9 protein-coding genes are annotated in these 12,672 nt (G+C 72.3%); 6 read left to right on the top strand and 3 right to left on the bottom strand.

Going from position 1 to position 12,672, the window contains the following annotated elements; translation table 11 throughout:
* Window positions 1-8: 8 nt before the first annotated feature.
* Genes BJK06_RS01280 through BJK06_RS01265 form a run of 4 tightly spaced genes read left to right on the top strand, consistent with a single transcriptional unit; the run spans window position 9 to window position 2,655 of the window.
* Window positions 9-557, top strand: coding sequence for a DivIVA domain-containing protein (locus BJK06_RS01280; protein WP_070419098.1), 549 nt, complete (start codon window positions 9-11; stop codon window positions 555-557).
* 60 nt (window positions 558-617) lie between these two features.
* On the top strand, window positions 618-1,610 hold the full coding sequence (locus tag BJK06_RS18950) for a transglycosylase SLT domain-containing protein (RefSeq protein ID WP_254790907.1): 993 nt from the start codon (window positions 618-620) through the stop codon (window positions 1,608-1,610).
* A gap of 14 nt (window positions 1,611-1,624) precedes the next feature.
* The gene (locus tag BJK06_RS01270; protein ID WP_070416388.1) at window positions 1,625-1,930 is read left to right on the top strand and encodes a hypothetical protein; all 306 of its coding nucleotides are present in this window, start codon (window positions 1,625-1,627) and stop codon (window positions 1,928-1,930) included.
* Window positions 1,927-2,655 carry an alpha/beta hydrolase gene (locus BJK06_RS01265; RefSeq protein ID WP_070416387.1) on the top strand — a complete coding sequence of 243 codons (729 nt, stop codon included), beginning with the start codon at window positions 1,927-1,929 and terminating at the stop codon, window positions 2,653-2,655. The genes BJK06_RS01270 and BJK06_RS01265 overlap by 4 nt, the downstream gene beginning before the upstream one ends.
* Before the next feature lie 89 nt (window positions 2,656-2,744).
* Here BJK06_RS01265 and BJK06_RS01260 read toward each other — a convergent pair whose 3' ends face one another.
* Entirely contained in the window at window positions 2,745-4,637 is a 1,893-nt protein-coding gene (locus tag BJK06_RS01260) for a hypothetical protein (protein ID WP_070416386.1), read from the bottom strand.
* Between the two features lie 185 nt (window positions 4,638-4,822).
* Here BJK06_RS01260 and BJK06_RS01255 point away from each other — a divergent pair, with 185 nt between their 5' ends.
* A complete protein-coding gene (locus tag BJK06_RS01255; protein ID WP_070416385.1) occupies window positions 4,823-6,559 on the top strand; it encodes a hypothetical protein in 1,737 nt (578 codons plus the stop codon).
* Window positions 6,556-7,560: a tetratricopeptide repeat protein gene (locus BJK06_RS01250; protein WP_070416384.1), complete on the top strand. Its 1,005-nt coding sequence runs from the start codon at window positions 6,556-6,558 to the stop codon at window positions 7,558-7,560. Before BJK06_RS01255 ends, BJK06_RS01250 begins: the two co-directional genes overlap by 4 nt.
* A gap of 240 nt (window positions 7,561-7,800) precedes the next feature.
* Here the strand turns inward: BJK06_RS01250 and glgB are convergent, their stop codons facing one another.
* Both glgB and BJK06_RS01240 read right to left on the bottom strand, forming a co-directional pair.
* A complete protein-coding gene (gene glgB / locus BJK06_RS01245; RefSeq protein ID WP_374930693.1) occupies window positions 7,801-10,443 on the bottom strand; it encodes a 1,4-alpha-glucan branching protein GlgB in 2,643 nt (880 codons plus the stop codon).
* A gap of 110 nt (window positions 10,444-10,553) precedes the next feature.
* The gene (locus BJK06_RS01240) at window positions 10,554-12,554 is read right to left on the bottom strand and encodes an alpha-1,4-glucan--maltose-1-phosphate maltosyltransferase (RefSeq protein ID WP_181015125.1); all 2,001 of its coding nucleotides are present in this window, start codon (window positions 12,552-12,554) and stop codon (window positions 10,554-10,556) included.
* Window positions 12,555-12,672 lie beyond the last annotated feature (118 nt).

Below are 12,672 nucleotides of genomic sequence, written 5' to 3'. Positions count from 1 at the left end.
ATGTCGCCGTGGCCACCACCTTCCCGAACGCAGACCGCTCCGCCCTCGGATACGACGTCGACGAGGTCGAGCGCTTCCTCGAGGACGCCCGCCGCGCCTACACGGCGAACGACACCGCTCCGGCGATCGAGGCCGCGAAGATCCGGGCCACCGCCTTCTCGATGCGCAAGGGCGGCTACTCCACCGCACACGTCGACGCCGCACTCGAACGGCTCGAGGACGCCTTCGCGGCTCGTGAGCGCGAGCGGGAGATCGCGGACATCGGGCAGAAGGCCTGGTACGCCGAAGCCCGGTCGAAGGCCTCCGACGTCGTGGCGCGTCTCGAGCGTCCGGACGGGCAGCGGTTCGGTCGCGTCAGCTTCCTCGGCACCGGGTACCACCCGAAGGACGTCGACGCCTTCGCGAAGCGGCTCGAGGGCTACTTCCGCGACGGCAAGCCGCTCAGCCTGACCGAGGTCCGCTCGATCGTCTTCCGACCGAAGCACGGCGGCTACCGCGAAGCACAGGTCGACGCGCTGCTCGACGCCGTCGTCGAGGTCATGCTCGCTGTCCGCTGACGACGCGCTGGTGGCGGGTGCTTCGCTTTCCGTGATCGTTCCGTTATCCTGGTCGAACTCATGGGCAGGCACACGGCAGACATCAGCTCCGACCGCGATACCCGCGAGCACCTCGGCCTCACGGCCGCCGGTGAGCGCCGCGCGGCACTGAACCGAACCCGCACGGCGGAGAACTCGGTCCTCCCGGCGAACCCGACGGTGGTCACGGCATCGGTGCCGACCGCTCCGGCCGTCGCCCCCAAGTCGGTCGCGGCGAACCGCGTGTCGGACACGACGGACGCGCAGGCGTCGGTCGCCCACGCGGTGCCCGCCACCCCTGCCGACCCCCGCATCGTCAAGCAGCGTCGTGCCCGTGCGGTCGCCGCAGCCGCGAAGCCGTCGTCGTCCCCGCAGAGCATGAACACCTTCGTGCGCAAGCGTGCGGCAGTGCCGGTGCTGTCCTTCTTCGCGGTGTCCGGCATCGTCGTCGGTTCGCTGTTCAACCCGCTGCAGCCCGACGTGGCCCAGGCAGCGGTCTCCGCTCCGGTGCTCGTCAAGGCGCCGGCGGCCCCGCAGGAGTACACGGCGCACGGCACCTACGCCGCGTTCGACGTCTCCCGCGACGCGTACGGCGTGACGCTCCCGAAGCCCAAGGTCGTCGAGAAGCCGAAGACCGAGACCGACACCACGGATGCCGACGCGGACACCGCCACGGACGAGACCGCCTCGGTGAGCGCCTCGAACACCCTCGCGGCGACCGCTGCGACGCCGGACCCGGGCAGCGCCCAGGCCATCGCGCAGGAGATGGTGGCCGCGCGCGGCTGGGGGACCGACCAGTACAACTGCCTCGTCTCGCTCTGGAACAAGGAGTCGGGCTGGCGCGTGAACGCGTACAACCCGAGCGGTGCCTACGGCATCCCGCAGGCGCTCCCCGGCAGCAAGATGGCCACGGCCGGCGCTGACTGGCAGACGAACCCGGCGACGCAGATCACCTGGGGCCTCAACTACATCTCCGGCGTCTACGGCACGCCGTGCGGTGCCTGGGGTCACAGCGTGGCGAACAACTGGTACTGATCGGCTGAACGCAGGTGCCGCGGAGCAACCGGCCGCGACGCCCTCGGGGCCGCGGTCCCGAGCAGGACGACGAGCCGACCGGTCTCGACCGGATGATGAGCTCGTGGAAGCGCACCGAGGTGCGCCGCGGCCGTGAGTACCTCGTGCAGCCCATCTCCGCCGCCTCGGCGCAGAAGGAGTACATCTGCCCGGGCTGCGGCGGCACGGTGCTGCCCGGCGTGGCGCACGTGGTCGTCTGGCGTGCCGACGGTGTCCTCGGGGACGAGGCCGACCTGGCGTCCCGCCGCCACTGGCACAACCACTGCTGGAGCATCGCATGACCACCGAGATCCGGTCGAACACCGAGCTGCCGGCCCGACGCACCGACATCGAGCTCGTCACGGACGACCACCTCACCCTCGTCGGAGAACTCGCCGAGCCGCTGGAGCACGCTGCTCGCGGCACGATCGTCACGCTGCACCCGCTGCCGACCGCGCACGGTTTCATGGACTCGCACGTGCTGAAGAAGGCGGCGGCCCGGCTCCCGGCCCTCGCGGACATCGCGGTGCTCCGGTTCAACTTCCGTTCGGTGACGTCCCCGCGCGGCACGTCCGAGGGCGTCTTCGGCGACGGCGTCTCCGAGGGGTTCGACCTGCGCGCCGCCGTCACGGACGTCGCCGACCGCGGTCTGCCGACACCGTGGCTCGTCGGGTGGTCGTTCGGCACCGAGGTGATCCTCAAGCACGCGCTCGAGCACGTCGAGGCCGGCCGGGTCGCCGGTGTCGTCCTGCTCTCGCCGCCGCTGCACCGCACCACCGACGACGAACTCGCCCGTTGGGCGGAGGTGTCCGTCCCCGTCGTGGCCCTCGTCCCCGAGCACGACGACTTCCTGCAGCCGGACGAGGCGGCACGTCGGTTCGCCATCGCGCCGAACGTCCGTGTCGTCCCGGTCGAGGGGGCGAAGCACCTCTGGGTGGGGGAGAAGTACGTCCGGATCGTGCTCGACGCGATCGCGGACCTCGTCGTGCCGGCCAGTGCACCGCTGCCGACGCACGTCACCGACTGACGGACGGGCCGGGTCGCGGGGAACGGGTCGCATCGCCGACGCGGGCCGGTCCAGGAGGCGCGGGTCGCGCCTCCTGGACCGGCCGACGCTCAGCGCGTGGTCGCGTCCTCGTCGTCGGTGACCGTCGCGTCGTCGGTGACCGACTCGCCGTCGGGCTCGATCACGAGCTCGGCTGGCTCCGCGGCGTCGACCGACGGTGCCGTGCCGAGCAGGCCGGTCGCGTTGGTCAGGACCCCGCGGAGGTTCTCGAGGTAGCCGGCGACGGCGTCGCGTTCGGTCCGGATGGCCGCGAGGCGGTCCTCGGACTCGGCGATGATCGCGGCGGTGCGCTCCTCGGCGTCGGCGATCATCTTGTGCACGCGGTCCTGGGCGTCCGCGACGATCGTGCGTGCGTGCTCCTGCGCGTCCGAGGTGCTGGAGCGCTCGAGGTCGTCGGCCTCCTGCTGGAGGCGCTCGGCCCGTTCGCGTGCCTCGGTGGCGCGGCGCGTCGCCTCGGCGAGCTGCAGGTTCGCCTCGTCGAGGTACTTCTGCGTCTCGGTGACGGTGTCGTGGTGCTTCTGCAGGTAGTCCTGCTCGGCGTCGTCGCGTCGGGCGGCGAGTTCCGACTCGAGGGTCGTGCGGGCCTCGTCGCGCTCGCGGGCGATCTCGGCACGGACCTCGTCGCGCTCGCGGGTGAGGTCGGCACGGGCCGTGTCGATCTCCTGCCGGAGCGCCGTGCGCTCGGCCTCGAGCGTGCCGAGCTCGGCGGTGCGGCGGTCGGCGATCTCGGTGTCGACCTCGGCGTGTTCGCGTTCGCGGCGGGCGGCGAGTTCGTTCTCGTGCTCGCGGGCGGCGCGTTCCGCGGTCGCCTCGGCCTCGGCGCGCTCGCGCTCGATGCGCCTCGCGTGCTCGTCGAGTTCGCGGGCGATGCGGTCCGCGGTCTCCTGCACCAGCCGCGCGTTCTCGGTGCGGGTCTGCTCCTCGTCGACGCGGAGCTGGGCGCGTGCGGCCTCGATCTCCTGTTCGAGCGCGGCGCGGGCCGAGGCGAGCTCGCGGTCCCACTCGGCGCGGGCGGCCGCGAGCTCCTCGTCGAGGACACGGCGGCGGTCGGCGAGCTCGGTGTCGAGCTCGGCGCGACGGCGGTCCACCTCGGCGGCGAGGTCGGCGCGTCCGGTCTCGAGCTCGAGCGCGTGGGCCTGCTGCTCGTCGTCGCGTTCACGGTGCCAGGCGGCGCGACCCTCGGCGATCTCGCGCTCGAGGGCGTCGCGGCGGGTGGTCTCGTCGCGGTCGAGGTCCTCGACACGGCGGGCGTGGTCGGCCTCGAACACGCTGCGGCGGTGCTCGGTCTCGCGGTCGAGGTCGGCGGCGGCGCGACGGGCCTCGGCGGACTCGCGCTGGGTGATCTCGCGGAGCTCGGCGACCTCGTGCTCGACCTGGGCGCGCAGCGCGTTCGTCTCGCGGATCGCGACCGAGCGGACCTCGGCCGCCTCGGTCACGGCGGCACCGCGGATGGCGGCGGCCTCGTTGCGGGCGTCCTGCGTCAGGAGCCCGGCTTCGGCGCGGGCGCGTTCGACGGTGTCGGCCGACTCGGCGCGGGCACGGGTGAGCTCGTTCGTCGACCGGTTGCGGGCGTCCTCGAGCGTGTCGCGGGCTTCGTCCTGCGCCTCGCGCAGGGTGCGGTCGGCCTCGGCACGGCTCGAGGCACGGAGCCGCTGCGCGTCGATGTCGGCCTGGCTGATGAGCCGCGTGGACTGTTCCTCGGCGACGCGGAGGGTCGACTCGAGACGGGTGCCGAGGCCGCTGTACGTGGGGGTGCCGGCTTCGTCGAGCTCGCCCTGCAGCTCGGAGACGCGCGCCTGCAGGAGGCGGATCTCCTTCGCGGCGTCGGCCCGGTCGTTGTTCGACTTGATGAGCTCACGGCGCAGATCGTTCAGCGAGCGGTCCACGTCTTCGCGGCGGTACCCGCGCAGCTCGGTCCCGAACTCTGCCTCGTCGTTCGCCACGTGTTCGCTCCTGGGTGCTCGGCGGAGGGCACAGGGAAGGCCCGGCACGATTGTAGTGGCGTGCGGAGACGGTGGGCTGTGACCGCGGACAGCGGTGGGGGATGCGCCGTCCAGACTCCCTCGCTATCCTGGAGCGCTGATTCGCGCGCCGACACCCCCACCCCGGCGCGGTAGGGAGAAGATCCGTGCGATTCGTCCTGGCGATCGTCAGTTTCGTCATCGGGCTGCTGCTCGTCGCCCTCGCGGTCGGCCAGCGGACCGTGTTCGAGCCACCGTCGTCGCTCGTCGCGGCATCGTCCTCGAAGAGCTCCGCCCCGGTGACCGTGATCCCGGGCTCGACGCTCAACGCCAACCCCGGCTACCAGCGCATCAACGTCTCCGGCTCGGGCAAGGTGTTCGCGGCCTACGGCAAGACGAGCGACGTCGACGCCTGGATCGGTGACGCGAAGCACACGACGATGCGGTTCGACGCCGAGCAGGCGAAGCTCGTCGGCCGCACGACGGGGTCCGAGTCCAGCGTGCCGAACCCCGCGGGAAGCGACCTCTGGTACCAGGAGTACGACAGTGCCGGACAGTTCACGGTCCGTCTGCCCGAGGACGTCAGCGTGATCATCGTCGGCGACGGCACGGCCGCGGCCCCGAGCGACGTCTCGGTCACGTGGCCGCGCGACACCGCGACGCCGTCGGTCGGTCCGCTCCTGGTCGCCGGTGGCGTGTTCCTGGTCGGCGGCATCGTCCTGCTCGTCTGGGCGTTCGTGCACCAGCGTCGTGGCCGCGGACCCCGCCGCCGCAGCGGGGGCTCCCGTCCGCCGCGCGTGCGTGCCTCGCGCCGTGCCGCGGCCGCCGGCGCCCAGGTACCGGTCCGCGGTCGTCGCGGTCGCCGGGCGTTCGTGGCGATCCCGGTCCTGCTCGTCGGGGCCCTCGGTCTCGCCGGCTGTTCGTCCGACTACTGGCCGCAGGGGGCGTCCGCGGCCAGCCCGACGCCCACCGCGACGGCGACCGGGACGGCTGCACAGACCGAGCCGACCGCCGCCACGAAGCAGCAGATCACCCGGATCGTCCAGCGGGTCGCGTACGTGGCGAAGCGTGCCGACGACGCTCGCGACGCGAAGCTCGCCGAGCAGCGCTTCACCGGTGCGGCGCTCGACCTGCGCGCGGCGAACTACACGATCCGCGGCAAGGACTCGGACGTCGACGCCCCGCCGACGATCTCGGGGGAGCAGGTGTGCGTGGCGCTGCCGCAGCAGACCGACTCGTGGCCGCGCACCGTGTTCGCGGTCGTCGCCGAGGACTGCGACGCGAAGTCGGCCCCGCAGGCGCTGACGCTCGTGCAGGACTCCGCCCGCGACGACTACAAGGTCGCCTACGACGTCTCGCTCGAGGCCGCGGCGAAGATCCCGAGCCTCGCGCCCACGTCGATCGGTGCCGCCCTGCTCGCGTCGAACACGAAGCTGCTCGCCATCGCACCCGACGAGATCGCGAAGGCGTACGGCGACATCCTCTCCAAGGACAAGGACAGCTCGTACGCGTCGCTGTTCCAGGCGGACGGCGACGGCCTCCGGTCGACCATCGGCAAGGCCTACAAGGACAAGAAGTCCGAGTCGCTGCCGGACACCGCGAAGATCGAGTACTCGTCCGAGGTGCCCGACGACAGCGCCGTGGCGATCGCGACGGACGGTGCCGGAGCGCTCGTGTCGGCCGACCTGAACGAGGTCGAGAAGGTCACGCCGACCGCGGCCGGCGCCGAGGTGAACACCGAGGGTGCTGTGAAGGCGCTCTCCGGTGTCGACTCCAGCACGAAGGGCATCAGCGCGACCTACGGCGTGCAGCTGCTCTTCTACGTGCCCCCGGTGGGTACCGATGACAAAGTGGTTCTGCTCGGGTTCACGCAGGGCCTGACAGCAGCGAGTGAGGTGCAATGACCAACGTCCCCCCGACCCCGTCCGGTCTCCGCGGAGCCGTCGACCTGTCGTCCCTGGTGGACCGCGCCCAGCGGCCGCCCCAGCCCGGCGGTGCCGCTGCCGGCGGCCCCGGGTCCGGCGTCGCCGCCGGTGCTCCCGGCAGCGAGACCGGTGCCGACCTGACCGTCCCGTCGCTCGTCCTCGACGTCACCGACCAGACCTTCCAGGACGTCCTGCAGCTCTCCATGATCGTCCCCGTGATCGTCGACATCTGGGCCGAGTGGTGCGGGCCGTGCAAGCAGCTCTCGCCGATCCTCGAGCAGCTCACCGCCGAGTACGACGGCCGCGTGCTGCTCGCCAAGGTCGACGCCGACACGAACCCGCAGCTCGTGCAGGCGTTCCAGGCGCAGTCGATCCCGACCGTGGCCGCGCTCATCGGCGGACGCCCCCTCGGGCTCTTCGTCGGAGCGCTGCCCGAGGCGCAGGTCCGCGACGTCTACGAGCAGGTCCTCGCAGCAGCCGCCGAGAACGGTGTCTCCGGCCGCGTCACGGTCGACGGAGCGGCCCCGGCCGACGCCGTCGAGCAGGGCGAGCCCGAGCCGGAGCCGCTGCCGCCGCACCACCAGGCCGCGTACGACGCGATCGAGCAGGGCGACTACGCCACCGCGATCCAGGAGTACAAGACCGCGATCGCGCAGGACCCGCACGACCAGATGGCCGTCGCCGGGCTCGCACAGGTGTCGCTGCTCGACCGGCTGAACGGCCGCACCGCGGACGACATCCGGGCTGCTGCGGCGGCCGGGCCCTCCGACGTGCAGGCGCAGCTCGCGGTCGCCGACCTCGACATCTCGGGCGGGCACGTCGACGACGCGTTCGGCCGGCTGCTCGACCTCGTCCCGACGGTGTTCGGGGACGAGCGCGAGGCGCTCCGCGTGCGGCTCGTCGAGTACTTCGAGCTGATCGGCACCGAGGACCCGCGCGTGGTCGCCGCGCGCCGGCGTCTGGCGAGCGCGCTGTACTGAGCGCCGACGCGTCGGCGCGGGGCGCGCCTGACGCGCCAGGCGCGCCAGGCGCGCCGGCGCAGGCGTCGAACCACGAAACCGACGTCGAACCACGGTCGCACCCTGGTTCGACGTCGGTTTCGTGGTTCCACACCGTGGTTGTGCACCGCGTTCGTGGCCGCGTCCGGGACGCGACCGCGCGACGGACGGGAGGCGCGGTGCCAGCGAGCACCGCGCCTCCCGTCCGTCGCGTGCGGGGGACTAGCGCGCCAGCTTCAGCCAGACCGCGCCGAGCGGCGGCACCACGAGGTGCGCGGACGCCGGACGCCCCGCCCACGGTGTGTCCTCGGCCGCGACCACGCCGAGGTTCCCCACGCCCGACCCGCCGTACTCGGAGGCGTCGGTGTTGAGGACCTCGTGCCAGGCACCGGCCGCCGGCAACCCGAAGCGTCGCTCGACCGGCACGCCGGAGAAGTTCACGAACACCGCGAGCCGGTCGTCGCCGTCCTTCCGCAGGAACCCGAGCGTCGAGTGCGGTGCGTCGCCACCCTCGATCCACTCGAAGCCGTCGGCCGTGGCGTCGTGCGTCCAGAGCGCCGGCGTCTCGCGGTACACCCGGTTGAGCGAGGACACGAGGTCCTGCACACCGCGGTGCCCCGGGTCGTCCAGGAGCCACCAGTCCAGTCCGCGCGCCTCGGACCACTCGCTGGGCTGGGCGAACTCCTGCCCCATGAAGAGCAGCTGCTTGCCGGGGTGCGCCCACATGAACGCGAGATAGGCCCGCACGTTCGCGAGCTTCTGCCACTCGTCGCCGGGCATCTTGCCGTAGAGCGATCCCTTGCCGTGCACGACCTCGTCGTGGCTGATCGGCAGGGTGAACTGCTCGCTGAACGCGTACACGAACGAGAAGGTGATCTCGTCGTGGTGGTAGCTGCGGTACGCCGGGTCGCGCTCGATGTACTGCAGGGTGTCGTGCATCCAGCCCATGTTCCACTTCTGGCCGAACCCGAGACCGCCCGCGCTGGTCGGCTGCGTGACGCCCGGCCACGAGGTGCTCTCCTCGGCGATCATCACGATGCCCGGGTAGCGCTTGTACGCGGTGGCGTTCGTCTCCTGCAGGAAGGAGATCGCCTCGAGGTTCTCGCGTCCGCCGTGGACGTTCGGCAGCCACTCGGTGCGCGAGTAGTCGAGGTAGAGCATCGAGGCGACGGCGTCCACGCGGAGCCCGTCGATGTGGAACTCCTCGAGCCAGTAGAGCGCGTTCGCGACGAGGAAGTTGCGGACCTGCGGCTGCCCGAAGTCGAACACGTACGTGCCCCAGTCGAGCTGCTCGCCACGGCGGGGGTCCGGGTGCTCGAACAGCGCGTAGCCGTCGAACTTCGCCAGGGCCCACTCGTCCTTCGGGAAGTGCCCGGGGACCCAGTCCATGATCACGCCGATGCCGGCGGAGTGCAGCCGGTCGACGAGGTACCGGAGGTCGTCGGGGGAGCCGAACCGGGCCGTCGGGGCGTAGTAGCCCGTGACCTGGTAGCCCCACGATCCGCCGAAGGGGTGCTCGGCGAGCGGCAGGAACTGCACGTGGGTGAAGCCCGTGTACTGGACGTGGCCGATGAGCTGGTCGGCGACCTCGCGGTAGGACAGCCCCGGACGCCACGAACCGAGGTGGACCTCGTAGACGCTCATCGGACGGTCGTGCGTGGTCGTCCGTGCCCGGTGCTCCATCCACTGCGCGTCGCCGTCGGACCACTCGTGGTGCGACTCGTCGATCACGGAGGCGGTCAGCGGCGGGACCTCGGTCCGCCGGGCGAACGGGTCGGCCCGCTCCACCCAGCCGGAGTCGGTGAGGAGCTGGAACTTGTACCGCTGACCGACGAGGGCGCCGGGCCAGAACAGCTCCCAGACACCGAGGTCGGTCAGGCGACGCATCGCGGTGGTGCGGCCTTCCCAGCCCTCGAAGTCACCGATCACCCGGGCTGCGGTCGCCCGCGGGGCCCAGAGCGTGAACGAGACGCCGTCCACGCCGTCGACCGTGGTGACGTGCGCGCCGAGGTGGTGCCACAGCTGCTCGTCACGGCCCTCGCCGAAGAGGTGCAGGTCGAGTTCGCCGATCGTCGGGGGGAACCGGTACGCGTCGTCGGTCGTCCAGGTGATGTCGTCGCTGTCGGTCGACGGGTCCGGGTCGTAGTCGGCCTCGACCCGGTACCGTCCGAGCTCGCCGGGGGTCGCGCCGGCCCAGAGGCCGTCGCCCTCGTGCGTGAGCTCGACGTCGTCCCCGTCCGGTCGGACGATCCGCACGGCGGTCGCGAGGTGGCGGACCACCCGGACGCTCGTGCCGCCGTCGACGGGGTGCGGTCCGAGGACGTCGTGGGGCTGGGACCAGCGGGCCTCGGCGACCTGCTGGCGGAGCCACTCCTCGACGGGGGCGGGACGCGGGCCGGTCGTCTCCGGCGTGGTGTCGGTCGGACGGGAGGCGCGGGTCGACCCCGCCTCGCTCGTCGCGGCGAGCGGGCTGCCGCCTTCGCTGGTGGGCGCGTCCGCCCCGTCGCCGGGGCCGTCCGTGTCGCCCGCGTCGGCCGACGTCGTGACGCCGGTCGCGCCTCCTGTGCCGTCACCGGCGGCCGCGGACCGCTCGACGGACTCGACCGCCTCGACCGTGACGTGGCGCGGGTGGGCCGCGTCGGACGCGTGTCCGGCGAGCGTGGCCGATTCGGCGACGTCGCGGTCCGGCGCTTCCCGTCGGGCCGGGGGTGCACCGGGCAGGTCCTCGCCGGGCGCCGAGACACGCGGCTCGTAGCGGGGGGCAGCGGGCTCCGGGGAGGCGGACGGACGCGGTCCTCCGGCTGCCGGCGTCTCCGGTGCGACGTGCTGTGCCGGGTGCGTCGGGCGCGGGGTGTCGGCCGGCATGCGGCGGGGCAGCACGGGCGGCGGAGGCGGCGGCACCGGCGGAACGCTCGGCCCCTGCCCCCGGTCGTTCGGCGCTGCCGTCGGTGCGTCGTCCTCGGGGTGGGTGTCGGTCATCGGTGGGGTCCCTCCACGACGAGCAGGTGCACGGGTTCCTGGAACGCGTCCAGGCGGACGTAGTTCGACGATCCCCAGACCCAGCGCTGGCCGGTCACGACGTCGCGGACGTCGAACGCCTGCTCCGGGTCGAGGCCGAGGGCGGCGAGGTCGAGGTGGACCGTGGTCTCACGGGCCGAGTGGGGGTCGACGTTCGCGACGACGATCACGGTGTCGTCGCGCCCGGAGCGGATGAACCGTCCGGGCAGGTGCTTGGAGTACACGACGATCGCCGGGTCCTCGGCGTCGTGCACGTGCAGGTTCCGGAGCTGGCGGAGCGCCGGGTGCGCCTGCCGGAAGCGGTTGAGCATCGTCACGTACGGTGCCAGGCTCGCACCCTCGGCCTCGGCCAGGGCGAAGTCACGCGGCTTGTACTCGTACTTCTCGTTGTCGATGTTCTCTTCCGAGCCGGGGCGTGCGACGTCTTCGAACAGCTCGTACCCGGAGTACATGCCCCACGTCGGCGCACCGGTGGCCGCGAGCGCCGCACGGATCTTGTACCCGGCGCGGCCGCCGAACTGCAGGTACTCGGTGAGGATGTCGGGCGTGTTCACGAACAGGTTCGGACGCAGGTACGCGCTCGTCTCGTGCGAGAGCTCGTCGAAGTAGTCGGCGATCTCGTCCTTCGAGTTCCGCCACGTGAAGTACGAGTACGACTGCTGGAACCCGACCTCGGCGAGGGCGCGCATCATCGCCGGGCGCGTGAACGCCTCGGCGAGGAACACGGTGTCGGGGTGCTCGTCGCGGATCTCGCGGATGATCCGCTCCCAGAACCAGAGCGGCTTGGTGTGCGGGTTGTCCACGCGGAAGATCCGGATGCCGAGGGCGATCCAGTGGCGCAGGACCCGCAGGACCTCGGCGACGAGCCCCTCGGGGTCGGTGTCGAACTGGATCGGGTAGATGTCCTGGTAGCGCTTCGGCGGGTTCTCGGCCGTGGCGATGGAGCCGTCCGCGCGCACCGTGAACCACTCGGGGTGCTCGGTGACCCAGGGGTGGTCGGGCGAGCACTGCAGGGCGAAGTCGAGCGCGACCTCCATCCCGGTGTTCTTCGCCGTCTCGACGAAGTCGCGGAAGTCGTCCTCGGTGCCGAGGTCCGGGTGGATGGCGTCGTGCCCGCCGTCGGGGCCGCCGATGGCCCACGGGCTGCCGGGGTCGTGCGGGCCGGGGGTGAGCGTGTTGTTCGGACCCTTGCGCGCGGTCGTGCCGATGGGGTGGATCGGCGGGAGGTACACCACGTCGAAGCCCATGCGCGCGACGCCCGGGAGCCGTCGTGCCGCGGTGCGGAAGTCGCCGCTCTTCCACGAGCCGTCGGGGTTCTTCTTCGCGCCTTCGCTGCGGGGGAAGAACTCGTACCAGGCGCCGACACCGGCGCGGGTGCGCTCGACGTCGAGCAGCTGCGTGGGCGAGTGCGTCCGGAGCGAGGTGAGTGGCGCTTCTTCGACCTCGCCCGTGATGCGCGGGTCGTCGACGGCGGCGAGTCGTTCGGCCGGGTCGAGGTCGGTGTCGCGGATGCGCGCCGCCGCACGCGTGGCGGCGGGGGAGTCGGTCTCGTCGGCGAGTCGGTCGAGGAGCGCCGCCCCGTCGAGCAGCGTGGCCTCGGTGTCGACGCCCGCGGCGATCTTCAGGCGGGCACCGTGCAGCCAGGACGACCAGTCGTCGGCGTAGGACTCGACGTGCCACGTCCACACACCGGTGTGGTCGACCTGGACGGTCGCTTCGTAGCGGTCGGTGCCCGGGGCGACGAGCACCATCGGGACGGTCCTGGTGCCGCCGTCCGGTCGTTCGAGGACGAGGTCGGCGCCGATGACACCGTGCCCTTCGCGGAAGACGGTGGCACCGAACGTGATCACCTCGCCGTCGAACGCCTTGCCGGGGAACCCGTTGGGCGTCGTGGGGGCGAGCTCGGTGATCGGGATGCGCCCGATCTTCGGTCGGCGGGGTCGGTCTGCAGTGGCCACGGAGCCGACGCTACCCGGCGAGCGCCTCCGCGTTCCCCGGAACGTGCCGTCGGTGGAGACCCGGGCGCGCCGTGGCGCTGTGGAGGAGCACTGCGCGACCGCCGTGCCGGAGCCGACC

Source organism: Curtobacterium sp. BH-2-1-1 (assembly GCF_001806325.1).
GTDB lineage: Bacteria > Actinomycetota > Actinomycetes > Actinomycetales > Microbacteriaceae > Curtobacterium.
This window is presented reverse-complemented; position numbering and strand designations above follow the sequence as displayed.

What these genes read in the sequence shown, in the direction of transcription:
- BJK06_RS18950 (WP_254790907.1), top strand. Translation starts at nt 618, where the DNA reads ATGGGCAGGCACACGGCAGACATCAGCTCCGACCGCGATACCCGCGAG.
- BJK06_RS01265 (WP_070416387.1), top strand. Translation starts at nt 1,927, where the DNA reads ATGACCACCGAGATCCGGTCGAACACCGAGCTGCCGGCCCGACGCACC.
- BJK06_RS01250 (WP_070416384.1), top strand. Translation starts at nt 6,556, where the DNA reads ATGACCAACGTCCCCCCGACCCCGTCCGGTCTCCGCGGAGCCGTCGAC.
- glgB (WP_374930693.1), bottom strand. Translation starts at nt 10,443, where the DNA reads ATGCCGGCCGACACCCCGCGCCCGACGCACCCGGCACAGCACGTCGCA.